At 56.3% G+C, this 16549-nt stretch carries 16 protein-coding genes; 12 read left to right on the forward strand and 4 right to left on the reverse strand.

The window, feature by feature from the left end:
- The first annotated feature begins 24 nt into the window (after positions 1-24).
- Positions 25-903 carry a helix-turn-helix domain-containing protein gene (locus tag KAJ71_RS00475; protein ID WP_248943892.1) on the forward strand — a complete coding sequence of 293 codons (879 nt, stop codon included), beginning with the start codon at positions 25-27 and terminating at the stop codon, positions 901-903.
- A 178-nt stretch (positions 904-1081) separates the two neighbouring features.
- Positions 1082-2002, forward strand: coding sequence for a L,D-transpeptidase family protein (locus tag KAJ71_RS00480; protein ID WP_248943894.1), 921 nt, complete (start codon positions 1082-1084; stop codon positions 2000-2002).
- A 92-nt stretch (positions 2003-2094) separates the two neighbouring features.
- On the opposite strand, the gene KAJ71_RS00485 is transcribed toward KAJ71_RS00480, so the two are convergent.
- The 3 genes from KAJ71_RS00485 to KAJ71_RS00495 all read right to left on the reverse strand — a co-directional run bounded on the left by KAJ71_RS00485 (position 2095) and on the right by KAJ71_RS00495 (position 5160).
- On the reverse strand, positions 2095-3207 hold the full coding sequence (locus tag KAJ71_RS00485; protein WP_248943895.1) for a histone deacetylase-like amidohydrolase: 1113 nt from the start codon (positions 3205-3207) through the stop codon (positions 2095-2097).
- A complete protein-coding gene (locus KAJ71_RS00490) occupies positions 3204-4394 on the reverse strand; it encodes an MFS transporter (RefSeq protein WP_248943896.1) in 1191 nt (396 codons plus the stop codon). Before KAJ71_RS00490 ends, KAJ71_RS00485 begins: the two co-directional genes overlap by 4 nt.
- Positions 4395-4500: 106 nt before the next feature.
- Positions 4501-5160, reverse strand: coding sequence for a helix-turn-helix transcriptional regulator (locus tag KAJ71_RS00495; RefSeq protein WP_248943897.1), 660 nt, complete (start codon positions 5158-5160; stop codon positions 4501-4503).
- A 410-nt stretch (positions 5161-5570) separates the two neighbouring features.
- Between KAJ71_RS00495 and KAJ71_RS00500 the strand changes: the two genes are divergently transcribed.
- The 7 genes from KAJ71_RS00500 to KAJ71_RS00530 all read left to right on the forward strand — a co-directional run bounded on the left by KAJ71_RS00500 (position 5571) and on the right by KAJ71_RS00530 (position 12989).
- Positions 5571-7283, forward strand: coding sequence for an arylsulfatase (locus KAJ71_RS00500; protein ID WP_248943898.1), 1713 nt, complete (start codon positions 5571-5573; stop codon positions 7281-7283).
- Positions 7280-8458 carry an anaerobic sulfatase maturase gene (locus tag KAJ71_RS00505; protein ID WP_248943899.1) on the forward strand — a complete coding sequence of 393 codons (1179 nt, stop codon included), beginning with the start codon at positions 7280-7282 and terminating at the stop codon, positions 8456-8458. Before KAJ71_RS00500 ends, KAJ71_RS00505 begins: the two co-directional genes overlap by 4 nt.
- Positions 8459-8569: 111 nt before the next feature.
- Positions 8570-10063: an APC family permease gene (locus tag KAJ71_RS00510; protein WP_248943900.1), complete on the forward strand. Its 1494-nt coding sequence runs from the start codon at positions 8570-8572 to the stop codon at positions 10061-10063.
- Entirely contained in the window at positions 10038-10625 is a 588-nt protein-coding gene (locus tag KAJ71_RS00515; protein WP_248943901.1) for a DUF3156 family protein, read from the forward strand. The genes KAJ71_RS00510 and KAJ71_RS00515 overlap by 26 nt, the downstream gene beginning before the upstream one ends.
- Positions 10618-11400 carry an SDR family NAD(P)-dependent oxidoreductase gene (locus tag KAJ71_RS00520; RefSeq protein WP_248943902.1) on the forward strand — a complete coding sequence of 261 codons (783 nt, stop codon included), beginning with the start codon at positions 10618-10620 and terminating at the stop codon, positions 11398-11400. Before KAJ71_RS00515 ends, KAJ71_RS00520 begins: the two co-directional genes overlap by 8 nt.
- A 10-nt stretch (positions 11401-11410) precedes the next feature.
- Positions 11411-12202: a MoaF C-terminal domain-containing protein gene (locus KAJ71_RS00525; protein ID WP_248943903.1), complete on the forward strand. Its 792-nt coding sequence runs from the start codon at positions 11411-11413 to the stop codon at positions 12200-12202.
- 4 nt (positions 12203-12206) lie between these two features.
- Positions 12207-12989 carry an SDR family oxidoreductase gene (locus KAJ71_RS00530; protein WP_248943904.1) on the forward strand — a complete coding sequence of 261 codons (783 nt, stop codon included), beginning with the start codon at positions 12207-12209 and terminating at the stop codon, positions 12987-12989.
- Here the strand turns inward: KAJ71_RS00530 and hpaR are convergent.
- Positions 12980-13423 (reverse strand): homoprotocatechuate degradation operon regulator HpaR, encoded by a 444-nt coding sequence (hpaR, locus tag KAJ71_RS00535; protein ID WP_248943905.1) that lies wholly within the window; start codon positions 13421-13423, stop codon positions 12980-12982. The genes KAJ71_RS00530 and hpaR overlap by 10 nt on opposite strands.
- Before the next feature lie 260 nt (positions 13424-13683).
- Here hpaR and KAJ71_RS00540 point away from each other — a divergent pair, with 260 nt between their 5' ends.
- From KAJ71_RS00540 to hpaE, 3 genes are read left to right on the forward strand one after another with little or no spacing between them, the layout of a single operon-like run.
- The gene (locus tag KAJ71_RS00540) at positions 13684-14310 is read left to right on the forward strand and encodes a fumarylacetoacetate hydrolase family protein (RefSeq protein ID WP_248943906.1); all 627 of its coding nucleotides are present in this window, start codon (positions 13684-13686) and stop codon (positions 14308-14310) included.
- A 2-nt stretch (positions 14311-14312) separates the two neighbouring features.
- Entirely contained in the window at positions 14313-15077 is a 765-nt protein-coding gene (locus KAJ71_RS00545) for a fumarylacetoacetate hydrolase family protein (RefSeq protein WP_248943907.1), read from the forward strand.
- A complete protein-coding gene (hpaE, locus tag KAJ71_RS00550; protein ID WP_248943908.1) occupies positions 15074-16528 on the forward strand; it encodes a 5-carboxymethyl-2-hydroxymuconate semialdehyde dehydrogenase in 1455 nt (484 codons plus the stop codon). The genes KAJ71_RS00545 and hpaE overlap by 4 nt, the downstream gene beginning before the upstream one ends.
- Positions 16529-16549: the final 21 nt, after the last annotated feature.

The following is a 16549-nucleotide window of genomic DNA, read 5'->3' on the forward strand; positions in this document are numbered from 1 at the left end:
GACCGACAACGCAGAGGAGAGGCCATGCACCAGGAAAATGTTATCAGCCAATTGCTGGCCTGGATTGAGCAAAGTTTGGATCAGCCTTTGACGCTGGACAGCATCGCGGCCAAATCCGGCTATTCCAAATGGCACCTGCAACGGATGTTCAAGCAGCACACGGGTGAAGTGTTGGGGACCTATGCCCGGCGCAGAAGGTTGACGGCGGCGGCGCGTGAGTTGCGCCTGACCAGCGCCACGGTGGCCTGTATCGCAGATAAGTACCAGTTCGATTCCCAGCAGACCTTCACCCGTGGGTTTAAAAAACAGTTTGGTTTACCGCCAGCGGCCTATCGCCGCAGCCTGGACTGGCCTAGCTATGGCCTGCAACCGCCGTTGAATATGACCAACGAGCCGATGCCAGAGGCGGAGATTGTTGTGCTGCCGTCGATGAAACTAGTCGGTCATTCGCAGCAGGGTAGCAGTACGTTAGGGCAATTGGGGCACTCGAAAAAGCTGCTGCGCCAACATGCCTGGCGTCATTTGTTGCAGCCGGAACAGGGGTTGCCAGCCGTCGCTTATGGCCTGATGAGCCTGAAAGCCGACACCCGGCAGCGGGATCGTCAACAGATGGTGTATACGGCGGCACTGCAGGAGGAAAACGCGGCAGGTGAAACGGTGACGATCGAACCCGGGGAGTATGCCCGCTTTGCCTATCAGGGGCAGGTTGCAGGGTTACAGAACTTTATCGCCCGTTTGTATGACACGGCCATTCCACAGATGAATGCGGTACGGCGCCCTGGGCAGGACATTGAGCGTTTTTACCCGGCATTGGGTGTGTGCTACGGTGACGATCAGGCGGCGATCAGCTGTGAATATCTTATCCCGATCCGCCGTGGTGAAGGGGGCAATGGGTTACGCTAAGGCAGGAATTTATCAAAAGGACACTATTCCCTACATCCGGCTACAAAAAAGTGAGGTATTTGCGCGAGTAATGTTTCCATCTTGGCGGCAAGTGCACATATAATGCGCATCCGGTCAAAGCAGGCCGGGCAGACCACATACTAATCTTAGCCAGTGCGGCCACCACTCTATTACGAAGATGAAAATGAGCATTCGCGCGTTATTAACCCTGTTTACCGCTCTGGTTGCATTCAGCCAGGCTGCCTTCGCCGTTGTATACCCTTTGCCCGCCAAAGATAGTCGTCTGGTTGGGGAGAATATTCAGATTACCGTGCCTGCAGACAGCAAACTGCCGCTGGAGAGCTTTGCGGCTCAATACCAGATGGGCTTGAGCAACATGCTGGAGGCTAACCCTGGCGTTGACCCGTTCCTGCCGCTGCCAGGCAGCACGCTGACCATCCCGCAGCAGTTGATCCTGCCAGACGCCCCGCGTGAAGGCATCATCATCAACAGCGCGGAAATGCGTCTGTACTACTACCCGAAAGGTACCAAGACCGTCGTGGTGCTGCCGATTGGTATCGGCCAGTTGGGTAAAGATACGCCGCTGAACTGGGTCACCACCGTACAGCGCAAGAAGGATGGCCCAACCTGGACGCCAACCGCTAAAATGCGCGAAGAGTACGCCGCCGAGGGTGAAATTCTGCCAGCGGTCTTCCCGGCAGGCCCGGATAACCCGATGGGTCTTTACGCCCTGTATGTTGGCCGTCTGTATGCGGTCCATGGGACCAACGCCAACTTCGGTATCGGCTTGCGCGTGAGCCACGGCTGTGTGCGTCTGCGTGCCGACGATATCAAATACCTGTTCGACAGCGTGCCGGTAGGCACTCGCGTACAGTTCATCAACGAACCGGTGAAGGCTTCCGTAGAGCCAGATGGTTCTCGTTACCTGGAAGTGCACAACCCGCTGTCTGCCAACGAAGAAGAGCTGAAGTCGAAAGAGCCGGTGCCAATCACCATCACCGCGCCAGTTGGCAAAGTGCTGATGGATCCAGCCGTTAACCAGAGCGAAGTGGACGCGGCCATCAAGGCACGTTCCGGTATGCCGGTTAAAGTGAACTGATCTTTGTTTCTGCTGTGAAAAAGACGCTCTCGGGCGTCTTTTTTTATGGAATTACGGGCCAGAAACGTGGCTTGCCACGCCTCTGAACGCGGTTATAAACCGAATTGGCGTGCCAGTTGGTCGATAGCGGCGCGCTGGAACTGGTTGAAGGCCTCGCGGGGCTGCTGTTGCTGAATAAAACCTATCATCGGGTCCTGCACTTCGGTGCGTATGCCGCTCAACTCTTCCATTACCGCCAGGCCGCAGAACGGCACATAGGCTTCGGCATAACCCCCTTCGTGGACCATCACCAGCTTGCCACCGCAGAGCTTGTCCGCAGCGCTTTGTACTTGGGCGGTCATGGCCCGGAAGCTGTCGCTATGTAACAGCATTCTTGCTAGTGGATCGATGGCGTTGGCATCGTAACCACAGGCGATAATAATCATCTCTGGCTTGAACTGCTCCAACGCCGGAATGACGATCTGCTGCATGGCATATTGATAGCCGTCGTCACCGGCACCGGCCAACAGAGGAATATTGATGTTGTAGCCCGTTCCTGCCCCCTCACCGCGATCTTGTTCACCGGCATAGCCTGCCGGGAAACAGCCGTCTTGATGCAACGAAATGGTCAGCACATCGTCACGTTGCCAGTAGATATGCTGGGTGCCGTTGCCGTGGTGCACGTCCCAGTCGATCACCGCCACTTTGCCTAGCCCGAAGCGGTTTTTGGCTCGCTCGATGGCGATAGGAATATTAGCCAGGAAGCAGAAACCCATCGATTGATCCGGCAGGCAGTGATGACCCGGCGGACGTGACAGGGAATAGGCATTGTCCAGCTCGCCCTTCAGCACCGCCTCGACCGCAGCGCAGGCCAGCCCGGTGGAAAGTTTGGCAATCTCATAGCTGCCCGGCCCCAGTGGTGCCTCTTCCCCCAACATGCCGCCACCGTTATCGCTCAGCTGTTTGAAGCGTTGCAGGTAATGTGCCGGATGGATACGCAGTAAATCTTCCTCATCGGCCAGTTCGGCACTCAGCAGTTTGAGCTGACGCGATAGGCCAGAGACGTCCATCAGGTTTTTCATCCGCCGTTTGGTTTCCGGCGATTCGGCATGCCCGGCTCCAGAAGGCGGTTGTACCCAGCCGCCCACCGGCAGCGTGGTGGCATGTAAGCCGGTGCTATGCCAGAAACAGCGTTCATCGAAGTAGAAACCGGTTGTTCTTTTCACCTTATGACTCCTGTTAAACGGCGCGACGCGCGCGGTGAAGCCAGTGAGATCAGCAGCAGTGACAGCAGCGCACAACTCAGTGCGCCGATCAGCAACGCGTCGATCCCGCCGGAAGACTCGATCAGATAACCCGCTAGCGTAGGGCCGATGGCCATGCCGCCGCCAATCACCAGATTGATGTTGTTCATCAGCTTGCCGTTGTTATCCAGCACCGAGACACGCGCCAGAATAAATGGCAGCACAAAGGTCCAGGTGAACTTGAACATCACGGCGGCGAGGGTAAAACGAATGAGTAGTGGGTTGCGGCTCAGCAACAGGACGCTGGCAATTAGCAGGCCGTAGCCGATCCACAGCAATGGCTTGTGGCCGCGTCTTGCGCCAACCAGTGCCGCGCCGCCTGCCCCGATGATGCCAAACAGGGTGGCGGCGGCCAGCACCTGCCCGCTGTGTACCGGCGAAAGGCCTGCGGCTTTGGCGATAGTGCCGATAAAGGTCCAGACCGCGCTCAGGCTGATATAAAAGGCCAATACCGCCAACACGGCAAACAGCTTGTAGATGGGGGGGCTTGGGGGCATCTGGCTTGCCGCGTTGTGGCTATGGCGAAAGCCGCTGGGGAATGCGCTCAGCAACGGTAGGCAACACAACATGATCGCCGCCAGGATCAGGTAGACCGCCATCAGGCCGAAATGGGCAAACAGCGGGGGCAATGCCAGCAAGCCGAACACGCCTAGCAGCAGTTGGCCTAGTACCCAAAAGGCATAGACCCGGCTGGGGTTAGCGGTACCTGCCGCGCACGAAATACAGAGGATCATCAGCGTGCCACCGGCCAGTGAAGCGATAAATCGTAATACCAATAGCAGGCTGAAATCAGTGGCGATTGCCGAGGCCAAATTGCCGATCAGGAATACCACTGCCGCCAGCGTGGCGATCTTGCGCCAGTTGATCCGGCTGATCCACCACCAGGCGGGTAAGGTGGCGATGCTCATGGCACCCAGTTCGGTAGAAAACAGCTGGCCGATCTGGCCTGGTGTGAGGTGCCACTGGCTGGCCAACTGGGCCGCGACGGCGGGGGCGGTCATCAGGATCCCCGGTGCGATGGCGGCAAACACGATTATCGCCGTTAACAGCCTGGGTGGGCAGGAGAGCATTGCTCCGGCAGAAGGCACTGAAACTGCATCACTGGACATCGTTGTTATCCTTGAGTTTCGTCAATCATTACCCTCCACGCTTTTTAAGCATGGGGAGGCCGCGCCAGCATTGGCGGATGGTTGATTGTTGCTGCTTTCGTCAGGATCAGCCGTAGGCAATAAAACCGCTGGAGACCAATTCGGTGCGGTTGACCACGGCAGTTTTGGCAAAGATGTTGCGCATATGGGTTTTCACCGTCGATAAAGAAATACCGAGCTTCAAGGCGATACGCTTATTGCTGGCTCCTTCCCGCACCATATTGACGATCTCTTGCTCTTTGGCGGTAAGCAACTGGGCTTCACTGTCTGGCAACAGATCGCGGGTGGCCAGCTCGATCAACGGCAGCACCGCACGTAAGCGGCTGTGCTCTAATTCGGTAAACGGCGTATCGCGGATCAGAGAAACCCCGGCAATAATCCGCTTACGCTGGCGGATAAAGATCTCCGTCATGTCACGCATGCGATTAGGCAGCATAAAGTCGTGATAATAGTGGCGGTTATTGGCAATCGCCGCAGGCGTCATGTTCACCATCTGGATGTCTTGCTGGTGGAAATTGGCCGGCTTCAACGGATCAAAGGGTTGAAAATGGTCCAGATATTGCTGATGGGTGTCATCACTAATGCCATGAAGAATATAGTGATCTGGCCGCAGGTCTGGATCCACCAGATAAAAAACCCCGGCAGAAACTGGGATCAGATGCGCAATGGTATTCAGACAGCTTGAGATAAAAGCGTCATTACGCATGAAGGATGATGTGGTTGTCATAATGCATTTTCCTCCGTTGATCGCTCAGTAACCAGAAGGATACCTGCAAAGGTATCTGGACAATATATGAACGATACAAGCATAGTTGTAGCAATTATGCAACACAATTAAAACATGTTAACAATGTGAGCCGGATTGCAATAAAATACATTAATAACAACATCCCCATGCTGAGTGATTGGGCATTTTATTGGCGTGGGGAAGCGATTTTATTAATACATTAACGAATGGCATTGACGGTTGCTGCTGAATTTAAAGTGATTTCTCGTTTCTCCCTCTTCTGCTCCATGCCACACCCTTGCCGTTTTCTCTCTCCTCCGGGCTAATCCTTAAGGACGATAGCCAAACTTTTCGATTACTTCCTACACTGCGAAACTTGGCGTTACACACCAGATGAGGCCCCGACAGTGATGAAGAAAAAGACCGTAGTGGTAGCATTGAGCAGCGCACTATCGGGCATGGTACATGCCGCAGATAGTGAGCGCCCTAACGTGTTGATCATTATTGCCGATGATATGGGCTATTCCGATATCAGCCCGTTTGGCGGTGAGATCTCAACGCCCAATCTGCAAACGCTGGCAGAGCAGGGCGTGCGTATGAGCCAATATTATACCTCGCCAATGTCTGCGCCAGCGCGTTCGATGTTGATGACGGGCAATACCAACCAGCAGGCTGGCATGGGGGGTATGTGGTGGTACGAAAGCACCGTCGCCCGCCCCGGTTATGAGATGCGGTTGACCGATCGGGTCACCACCATGCCGGAGCGATTTAAAGATGCTGGCTACGCCACCATGATGGCGGGCAAATGGCACCTGGGCTATACCGACGGAGCCGGGCCAACCGATCGCGGTTTTGAACGCGCCTTTGCCTTTATGGGCGGTGGCACCAGCCATTTTGACGACGCCGTACCGCTGGGAACGGTTGAAGCCTTCCATACTTTCTATACCCTGAACGGCAAACGTGTTTCCCTGCCGCAGGATTTTTACTCCAGCAAAGCTTACGCCACGCAGTTGGAGCAATGGATCACTGACACGCCAAAAGAGCAGCCGGTGTTTGCCTATCTGGCCTTTACCGCGCCACACGATCCGCTACAGGCACCCGACGACTGGATCGCCAAGTTCGAGGGTAAATATGATGCGGGTTATAAGCAGGTGTATCAGCAACGTATCAACCGCTTGAAGGCTCTGGGGATTATTTCTGACAGCACGCCAATGCCGCATCTGGCGCTGGAAAAAGAGTGGCAGGCGATGACGCCGGAACAGCAGAAATATGCCGCCAAAACCATGCAGGTCTATGCGGCGATGATCGCCTATATGGACGACCAGATCGGCGGAGTGATGAAAACCCTGCAGCAAACCGGCCGTGACAAGAACACCATTATCATCTTTGCCACCGACAACGGTGCCAACCCGGCCAGCGGCTTTTACTACGGTTCCAAGCCTGAATTCTGGCAGCAGTTTGATAACAGCTACGCCAATCTGGGTCGCAAGGGATCGTTCATCTCTTATGGGCCACACTGGGCTAACGTCAGCAACGCGCCTTATGCCAACTTCCATAAAACCACCAGTGCGCAGGGCGGGATCAATACCGATTTCATCATTTCTGCCCCGCAGTTGAAGCAGCGTGGTGGTATCGATAAAACGCCGATGGCGGTCTACGACATTGCGCCTACGCTGTATGAGTTTGCCAATATCGATGCCAGCAAACCCCTGAAGACCAAGCCTGCGATCCCAATGGTTGGCGTTAGCTTTAAACGTTATTTCAGCGGTGATATCGCCGCCGCGCCGCGTTCTACCTATGGCGTGGAGTTGCACAATCAGGCGGCTTATGTCGATGGGATCTGGAAGCTGCGGCGGCTAGTGGCAAATGGGCCACAGGCGAATATGGCCTCGTGGGGATTGTTCAACTTACAGGACGATCCGTTGGAAACCCACGACTTGGCCGCCAGCCAGCCTGATCGGGTTAAGCGCCTGAGTAGCGAATATCAGCAGTTTGCCGACCAGGGCATGGTGATTGAGGCGGCAGGTAAAGAGATCGATTATCTGGGTGTCGATCCGCAAACCCATCGCTACATCGGCCTGGATCCTGTGTCCCAGAAGCCAGTATTGCAGGCAGCAGAGTGAATATTGCCTTGCTGCGCGCGCAGCAGATCCCGGTGAATACTGTGCCGCGCGCCAGCGTACCCTTTCATATGCTGATAAAACCGATTGGTGCGGGCTGTAATCTGGCCTGCAACTACTGTTATTACCCGCAGCGTGATCAAGCGCAGAAGATGGATGAGGCGTTGCTGGAGAGTTTTATCCGCCAGTATATCGCCAGCCAGCCACGCTACAGCCGGGAGATCAACTTTGTCTGGCAGGGGGGGGAGCCGCTGCTGGCGGGGATCGGTTTCTACAAGAAGGCGCTGGCGTTACAACAAAAGTATGCGCCGCCGGGCGTGCTGATCAGCAACAGTCTGCAAACCAACGCCACCTTACTGAACCCTGCCTGGTGCCGCCTGTTCAAGCAACACCAGTTTATTGTTGGCGTCAGTCTGGACGGAGACCGCCAGATCCAGGATACCCACCGGCCAGATAAACGCGGTAACAGCAGCTACGATGCGGCACTGAGAGGCATTGCGTTATTGCAGCAGTATCAGATTGAATTCAATTTGCTGGTGGTGGTGCATGATGGTGTAGCTGACCGGGCACAGGAGATGTACGACCATTTTGTCGCGCTGGGTGTCCGTTACTTGCAGTTTCAGCCGCTGATGTTGGAAGGCGATGCCCCGGCGGCAGGTTATGGCTTGAGTGCCGCCAACTGGGGGCGCTTTATGGTGGCGATCTACCGCCGTTGGCGCAGCCAGGGCCATCTTGGCCAGGTTTTTATCATGAATATCGAGCACGTTTACGCCCAGTATTTCACCCACGTTAGCCCCAATTGTGTCCACTCCGCCCGCTGCGGAGGCAATCTGGTGATGGAGCCGGACGGCAGTGTGTATGCTTGCGATCACCTGATTGATGCCAAGCATCGGTTGGGCCGTTTTGATGACGCTAGCCAGTTTGCCGGCTATGTCGATGCTGCTATCGAGATGGACTTTGGTAAAACCAAGAGCCTGCGGCGCGAATGCCAGAGTTGTAGTGTGAAAAGCGTATGCCAGGGCGGTTGCCCGGCGCATATCGGTAAAGACCGCTACAACCGGTTGTGCGCCGGATACTACGCCTTTTTTTCAGAGGTGTTGGCACCGTTGCGTAGTTTTGCCAGAACGGCGCAAGGGGCGACGCTGTGGCGTTCCAGCGTGATTTCTGCCACAAGTTAATCAACCTCGTCCTTAAGGACGATAGCCAGCCTTTTGCTTTCCTTCCTATAGTGAGATTACCGCCCTTGGCGGCTAAACACCGGGTAAAAACCACTATAAGAGGAAGTAACCATGAACCTGTCGTCGCGGCTCAGTGCCCAGTTAGAACGGGGCAAGGTCGGGTTCCCCACCACGTTAGCCAGTTCGGTTGGGGTGATTATGGCCAGCCCGGTGATCCTCACCGTTACCAGCGGTTTTGGTATCGGCGGTGACACCTTCGCGCTGGCGATGCTGATCGCCTTTATCATGATGCAAGCCCAGCTCACCACCTTCTCCGAAGCGGCGGCGATCCTGCCCACCACCGGCTCGGTATATGATTATATCTCCTGCGGAATGGGGCGCTTTTTTGCCATTACCGGCACTCTGTCTGCCTATCTGATCGTCCATATCTTTGCTGGCACCACCGAAACCATTCTTTCCGGCATCATGGCGCTGGTGAACTTTGAAAACCTCAACACCCTGATGGAAAGCCACAACAGCTCGTGGATGATCGGCGTGGGCTTGGTGATCATTTTCGGTATTCTGAATGCGTTTGGCATCGAAGCCTTCGGTAAGGCTGAGGTAGTGCTGACCTTCTGCATGTGGAGCACCTTAATGATCTTTTCTATCACCGGGTTGCTGTTACCGCATGCAGTACCGTTAGAAGGCTGGTTTGGCACCACCCTCGACGTTGGCGATCCCCTTGCGGTGTTCAGCCTGGTCGGGATGGCGATGTTTATGTTTGTCGGCTGCGAGTTGGTGACGCCAATGGCCCCAGAGATTAAACATTCTCACCGCGTGATCCCACGCGCCATGTCCCTGGGGCTGTGCGGTGTGGCGCTGTGTATGGCGTTATACGGTGCGGCACTGAGTCACCAGGTGGAAAACGTGGTGGTGGATGCGGCCAATAATGTGCATCTGTTGGATACGCCGATGGCTATCCCGGCATTTGCTGGCCAGATCATGGGCAACTTTGGCAAATACTGGCTGGGCGTTGGGCTGCTGTTGGCCGGGGCAGCCACCATTAACACCTTGATGGCTGCGGTGCCACGCATTATCTACGGCATGGTGCTGGATGGTGCTATGCCACGCATCTTCGCTTATCTGCATCCGCGCTTTAAAACTCCGGTGGTGGCGATTGCCGCTGCGGTGCTGATCCCCTGTGTTCATGCTTTCGCTATTCAGGGCAATCTGGATCGCATTATGCCGATGGTGCTGGCTGCCGTGTGTGCCTGGGGCGTGGCTTATCTGCTGGTCACCTGTTCGGTGGTGATCCTGCGTATCCGCCGTCCAGATCTGCCACGCGCCTATAAATCGCCGTGGTTCCCGCTGCCGCAGATTGTCTCCAGCATTGGTATCGTGCTGGCGATTTTCTACATCACACCACCGGGCATGAACCCACGCGATGTCTACATCCCGTTTGGCATCATGATCGGCCTGACCTCCGCCTATGCGCTGTTCTGGACCCTGTGCGTGCAGAAGGTGAATCCGTTTAAACCGGTGCCGGTGGAAGAGGTGCTGGAGAGCGCCTTCAACAAGGCAGAAGCTGCGGAGGTGGAGTTTGATCGGCTTACTTCCCTCACTTAATCGCTTTTGGCGGCGCGATCCTCCCGGCTATCGACCAGGCACGACGTTGGATCGCTTGGTGAATAATCTGCGGCCTTACGCTTGCGAACGGGTCGCCGTGGGCCAGTTACGGCTCACGTTGCCACAGGGGCCGGTGATCGAGGTTGCCGAACAGGTGCAGTCGCTGTTTCTGGCACACATTGTTACCCATCATTTCCGCTTGCAGGGCCGCGCCCATTTTACCGATCCGCTGGTGCTCAACATCATCACCGGTGGCTGGCTGCGCCGTAAGGGCGTGATTTATCGCACCAAGGCCAAACATGATGGCGCTCGGCAGTTGATCGCCGCGTTGCAGCAATACCCGCAAATCGGCGATACGTTAGCCAAGCTCGATTTCCGCCACGCCACGCTCACGATAACAGAGGGCCGTTGGCAGTTGGATATCGAGCATTTTGCCGCTTCCGAAGTGGTCAGCCGCCTACCGGCCAGCCGTCGCTATCTGCGCTTGGAGGCCGAGCAGCGGCGCTTGCTGCTGAGCAGTTTCCTGATGGTCAGCCAACTGATGGAGAAATGTGATGAGTAGAGTGGTGGTGATCACTGGCGGCGGAACCGGCATTGGTGCCGCTTGTGCGCGTTTACTGGCGCAGGAGGGCGACCGGGTATTTATCGTTGGCCGCCGCCGTGAACCGTTGAACGCATTGGCTTCTGAGATTGGGGCATATGCCGTAGTTGGGGATGCCGCCAGCGGAGCCAGTTGGCAAACTGACATTCTGCCAGCGATTTTACAGCAGGCAGAGCGTATCGACTGTCTGATTGCCAGCGCGGGTGGAATGGGGGTGGGGCGCATTACCGAAGTCACCGATGCCCAGTGGCAGCAGGCGCTGGACAGCAACCTCAACAGCGCGTTTGCCAGCGCCCGGGCCTGTTTACCGGAGTTGGTGAAAAGCGGTGGCAATCTGCTGTTTGTCGCTTCGATCGCCTCGTTGGCCGCCGGGCCGGAGGTGTGTGGCTATGTCACCGCCAAACACGCGTTGATTGGGCTGATGTGTTCCATCGCCCGCGACTACGGGCCACAGGGTGTGCGTGCTAACGCGGTTTGCCCCGGCTGGGTGACTACGCCGATGGCCGATGAAGAGATGCAGCCGTTGATGGCGGCGCATAACTTAACGCTCGAACAGGCCTATCAATATGTCTGTCGCGATGTGCCGCTGCGCCGCCCGGCCAGTGCGCAGGAGATTGCCCAGGTGTGTCGTTTCCTCTGCTCAACGCAGGCGTCAATTATTACCGGTGCAACGCTGGTGGCCGATGGCGGCTCCACCATTGTTGATGTGCCGACCTTAGCTTTCACTTCCCTGTAAGGAGATTGTCATGAGTTCAGAAGCGGTATTTATTCAGGTTGGCGCGTTGGCGGAAGGCTTCGCCCCTCACAGCCATACGCTGGCACAGCAGGATTTGGCCGGTACCACGCTGGCGTTCCACTTTGCCGAAGGGGCAACGGTGCAGTGCAGCTTTAACGACGATCAAACCCTACTGTGGGGAGATCAACGGGTTGATTACCGGGCCACCAGCATTCGCCAGGGGATCCTGTTTATCGATTTCCTCGATCCGCAGCGGCCCAACGGCAGCATTACGCTGGTGTGCGATCGTCAGCAAGGCAACTTTACCGCCGTCTATGGCCAGTTGCCAGATGAGTCACAGGCGCGGCTGGACGCCTTTAGCCGGGTGGAGCAGGGCTTGCCGCTTACGGCGGTGAATGCCGAATTCCGCTTTGGCCGCCTGGACAACAGCGATGCAGCGTTGCCGCAGTTTACCGACGAATTGATCGGGATGCGTAATCTGTATACCTACAGCCCAACGGAGCGCTACGAGCATGTTTATCTGAACAATAATTTCTACGCCTGGCAGTGCCTGGACGGGGTCGAGAAAGGGCTGGCGGACGTTGATCGTTGCCATTACGTCAAAGTGGCGGAGAAGCTGTACCTGTTTGTCTGGCGCGAAAAGATCATTCCGACGCTGGGCGTGGTGATGATCGATCTGCAAGAGATGCGCACCGATGGCAAGATCCTCGGCTATCAGGGCAGCGATTTCAGCAGCCTGAGCAACTTTGCCGTGGGCGCTCACGCGCAGATCCTTAACACCACGCATTACCCTAAGGCCTGAGCCGATGATGGCGATCTATGCCAGTGACGCGTTTGCTGGGCAGGTGGTGTTGGTGACTGGCGGTGCGCAGGGCATTGGGCTGGCGATTGTCAGCGCCTTTGCTCGTTTGGGGGCCAAGGTAGTGGTGGCCGATCTGCAACTGCAAAAGGCGAAGGAGGCGGCTGAAAGCCTGTGCCAGCAGGGTTGGCAAGTGCAGGCCGCAGCCTGCGATATGGCCGATGCTGGGCAGATTGCCGAGTTGGTAGAACAGACTGCGCAGCAGCATCAACGGTTGGACGTGGTGATCCACAACGCTGCTTACTTTCCGCTAAGGCCGTTTAACCAGATAGATGCCGAACTGCTGCAATGCACGTTGAGCGTCAATTTAATGGCCCCGTTCTTTCTGGCGCAGGCGGCGTTACCGTGGATGAAGCGCCAGGGCGGTGGGCGCATTCTGGTGACTTCATCGGTTACTGGCCCGAGAGTGGCCTACCCAGGGCTGGCACATTATGCGGCCTCCAAGGCGGGGGTAAATGGTTTTATTCGTGCTGCCGCGTTGGAACTGGCCTGTGAAGGGATCACGGTGAATGGCGTGGAGCCGGGGATGATCCGCACGCCAGCGATGGCAAATCTGGGTGGGGAAGCGGTGAATCAGGCGATTGCCGCTGCGGTACCGCTCGGCAGGTTGGGGGAGCCGGAGGATATCGCTGCCGCAATGGTCTTTTTAGCTTCGCCAGCGGCGGGTTATATCACTGGCCAGACGCTGGTAGTGGATGGCGGTGCGCTGTTGCCGGAAGCCTATTTGTGAGCAACCACGTTGTTGGTTTGTTGATCCCCTAAACGGATCAGCTCATCGAGCAACACCATCAACTGATCCATCTTTTGCTTCGAAAATGCTGCTTCAATTTCCCCGTAACCCTGCTCCACCTGGTGGCGTGCCAGTTCATACAGCTCCTGGCCTTGCTGGGTCAAGGACACGTACAGCTTGCGCTGATCGTTAACCGGCTTGAGGCGAAAGATCAGCTTATCCCGCTCCATGCGCGACAGGATGCCGGTCAGGCTGGGGCGCAGGATGCAGGTTTCTGCGGCCAACTCGTGAAACTCAATGGAACGGCTATCGGCCAATACGCGAATGATGCGCCATTGCTGTTCCGTCAGGTTGTGGCTTTTCAGGATCGGGCGGAAGAACCCCATGGCGGTTTCACGCGCCTGCAACAGGGCGATGGTTAACGATTCATGCATGTCGATGGCCTTGGCTTAATTTTATTAACAACTTAATAGTAGCTAATTTTTGACCGGCGGAGAACGGCAAAACGCGATCCGTCACGTAAAAATCCTGCAAAAAAGGTTAATTTGCTGATTAATAACGCCAATGTACATAAAATGTGAATATTTCGTTATCACGATCACAAATTAAATTAACAACGTTGCGTAAAGTCTGAACAGCGTATAAAAGTATTCATTAACATATTAATGATTGGCGATCCGTAGAAGGAGTCTGCATGAAAGGCACCGTATTTTCCGTAGCACTTAACCACCGCAGCCAGCTTGATGCCTGGGATCAGGCGTTTCGCGCCGCCCCTTATCAAACGCCGCCCAAAACACCGGTTTGGTTTATCAAACCGCGCAATACTCATCTTGCCAACGGCGGCAGCATCCCGTTCCCGGCCGGTGAAACCGTGCAAAGTGGCGCGACGCTGGCAGTAGTGATTGGTAGCACCGCACGCAAGGTGGCAGCGGATAAGGTGGCCGATTATGTGGCCGGTTACGCCTTGGCTAACGACGTCAGCCTACCGGAAACCAGCTTCTATCGCCCGGCGATTAAAGCCAAATGTCGCGACGGTTTTTGCCCAATGGGGGAGGTAACCGCGCTCGCCAGCACCAACGGCCTGGAAATTATCACCGAGATCAACGGCGTGGAGCAGGATCGTTGGTCAACGGCGGATCTGGTGCGTTCGGTGCCGGAACTGATCGCCGCCATCAGCGATTTTATTACCCTGCAACCGGGGGATGCGGTGCTGATTGGCACGCCTCACCAGCGGGTTGAGATCAAGCCGGGTGACCAAGTAACGGTGCGGGCCGCAGGTTTGCCACCCCTTACCAACCACGTGACGCAGGCAGGAGAATAACCATGAGACACGCTCGTATCCGCCATCATGGCCAGATTGTTAACGTCACCGTCGACGATCAGTTACGCGTTGCGCTGCCCGATGGTAGCAAGCTTGGTGAGCACGATGTGGAATGGCTGCCACCGGCACAGGGCACGATATTTGCCCTCGGCCTGAACTATGCCGATCACGCCAGCGAGCTGGAGTTTAAAGCGCCGGAAGAACCTTTGGTGTTCCTCAAAGGGCCAAACAGCCTGACCGGCCACCGCCAGGTTTCTGTGCGGCCAGCGCAGGTGGAATACATGCACTACGAAGCCGAGCTGGTAGCGGTGATAGGTAAAACCGCGCGTAACGTCAGCCGCGAGCAGGCGATGGATTACGTGGCCGGTTATACCCTGTGCAACGACTACGCCATCCGCGACTACCTGGAAAACTACTACCGCCCCAACCTGCGGGTGAAAAGCCGCGACACCTTGACGCCTATCGGCCCCTACATTGTCGATCGTGACGATGTCGCGGATCCGCATAACCTGACGCTCAGCACCTACGTTAACGGTGAACTGCGCCAGCGCGGCACCACCGCCGACATGATTTTCGATATTCCATATCTGATCGAATACCTGAGTGAATTTATGACGTTGCAGCCTGGCGACATGATCGCCACCGGCACGCCGAAAGGGCTGGCCGACGTGCAGCCTGGGGATGAAATTGTGGTGGAGATCGAAGGCATTGGCCGCTTGGTTAACCACATCATCAGTGAAAAAGATTACGAGGAGAGCAAGGGATGAAAACCATCAACCATTGGATCAACGGCAAGAACGTCGCCAGCAAAGAGTATTTCACCACCACTAACCCGGCTAACGGTGAAGTGCTGGCGGAAGTGGCGTCCGGTGGTCAGCTCGAAATCGATCAGGCGGTAGCCGCGGCCAAAGAAGCCTTCCCTAAATGGGCCAATACGCCGATGAAAGAGCGTGCGCGCCTGATGCGTCGCCTGGGTGAACTGATCGACCAGAACGTGCCGCAGATTGCCGAGATGGAGACTGCCGACACCGGGCTGCCGATCCACCAGACCAAAAACGTGCTGATCCCACGCGCCTCGCACAACTTTGAGTTCTTTGCCGAGATCTGCCAGCAGATGAATGGCCGCACCTACCCGGTGGACGACAAGATGCTTAACTACACGCTGATCCAGCCGGTGGGCGTGTGTGCGCTGGTGTCGCCGTGGAACGTGCCGTTTATGACCGCCACCTGGAAGACAGCACCTTGCCTGGCGTTGGGTAATACCGCCGTGCTGAAGATGTCCGAACTGTCGCCACTGACGGCGGATCGCCTGGGTGAACTGGCGTTGGAAGCCGGTATCCCTGCCGGGGTGCTGAACGTGGTGCAGGGTTATGGTGCAACGGCGGGTGATGCTCTGGTACGTCATAAAGACGTGCGTGCGGTGTCCTTCACCGGCGGCACCTCAACCGGTCGCCGCATTATTGAAAGCGCCGGGCTGAAGAAATTCTCGATGGAGCTGGGCGGCAAATCACCGGTGCTGATCTTTGAGGATGCCGATATCGAGCGGGCGCTGGATGCGGCGCTGTTCACCATCTTCTCGATCAACGGTGAACGTTGCACTGCGGGTTCACGCATCTTTATTCAGGAAAGCATTTATCCGGAATTCGTTAAACGCTTTGCCGAGCGTGCCAACCGCCTGCGCGTGGGCGATCCAACCGATCCCAATACCCAGGTTGGCGCGTTAATCAGCCCGCAGCACTGGGAAAAAGTCTCCGGCTATATTCGCCTGGGCATCGAAGAAGGGGCCACTTTGTTGGCTGGCGGCCCGGATAAACCGGCCGGTTTGACCCACGGCAACTTCCTGCGCCCAACGGTGCTGGCCGATGTTAACAACAATATGCGTGTCGCGCAGGAAGAGATCTTCGGGCCGGTGGCCTGCCTCCTGCCGTTCAAATCAGAAGAAGATGGTCTGCGCATGGCCAACGATGTGGAGTACGGCCTGGCGTCGTACATCTGGACGCAGGATGTGAGCAAAGTACTGCGTCTGGCCCGCAATATTGAAGCGGGTATGGTTTTCGTCAACACCCAAAACGTACGCGATCTGCGCCAGCCGTTTGGCGGGGTGAAATCCTCTGGCACCGGCCGTGAAGGCGGGGAGTACAGCTTCGAAGTGTTTGCCGAAATGAAAAACGTTTGTATCTCCATGGGGGATCACCCGATCCCACGTTGGGGAGTGTGAGATAGCTCCGTGCCCTTTAAA

The sequence above is a fragment of the Serratia silvae genome, assembly GCF_023282985.1.
GTDB lineage: Bacteria > Pseudomonadota > Gammaproteobacteria > Enterobacterales > Enterobacteriaceae > Chania > Chania silvae.

Bases quoted from the DNA above. Each gene is read 5' to 3' on its own strand.
- KAJ71_RS00510 (WP_248943900.1), top strand. From the start codon at position 8,570: ATGAACCTGTCGTCGCGGCTCAGTGCCCAGTTAGAACGGGGCAAGGTC.
- hpaE (WP_248943908.1), top strand. From the start codon at position 15,074: ATGAAAACCATCAACCATTGGATCAACGGCAAGAACGTCGCCAGCAAA.
- KAJ71_RS00475 (WP_248943892.1), top strand. From the start codon at position 25: ATGCACCAGGAAAATGTTATCAGCCAATTGCTGGCCTGGATTGAGCAA.
- hpaR (WP_248943905.1), bottom strand. From the start codon at position 13,423: ATGCATGAATCGTTAACCATCGCCCTGTTGCAGGCGCGTGAAACCGCC.
- KAJ71_RS00520 (WP_248943902.1), top strand. From the start codon at position 10,618: ATGAGTAGAGTGGTGGTGATCACTGGCGGCGGAACCGGCATTGGTGCC.
- KAJ71_RS00480 (WP_248943894.1), top strand. From the start codon at position 1,082: ATGAAAATGAGCATTCGCGCGTTATTAACCCTGTTTACCGCTCTGGTT.
- KAJ71_RS00525 (WP_248943903.1), top strand. From the start codon at position 11,411: ATGAGTTCAGAAGCGGTATTTATTCAGGTTGGCGCGTTGGCGGAAGGC.
- KAJ71_RS00495 (WP_248943897.1), bottom strand. From the start codon at position 5,160: ATGACAACCACATCATCCTTCATGCGTAATGACGCTTTTATCTCAAGC.
- KAJ71_RS00530 (WP_248943904.1), top strand. From the start codon at position 12,207: ATGATGGCGATCTATGCCAGTGACGCGTTTGCTGGGCAGGTGGTGTTG.
- KAJ71_RS00490 (WP_248943896.1), bottom strand. From the start codon at position 4,394: ATGTCCAGTGATGCAGTTTCAGTGCCTTCTGCCGGAGCAATGCTCTCC.
- KAJ71_RS00500 (WP_248943898.1), top strand. From the start codon at position 5,571: ATGAAGAAAAAGACCGTAGTGGTAGCATTGAGCAGCGCACTATCGGGC.
- KAJ71_RS00540 (WP_248943906.1), top strand. From the start codon at position 13,684: ATGAAAGGCACCGTATTTTCCGTAGCACTTAACCACCGCAGCCAGCTT.
- KAJ71_RS00545 (WP_248943907.1), top strand. From the start codon at position 14,313: ATGAGACACGCTCGTATCCGCCATCATGGCCAGATTGTTAACGTCACC.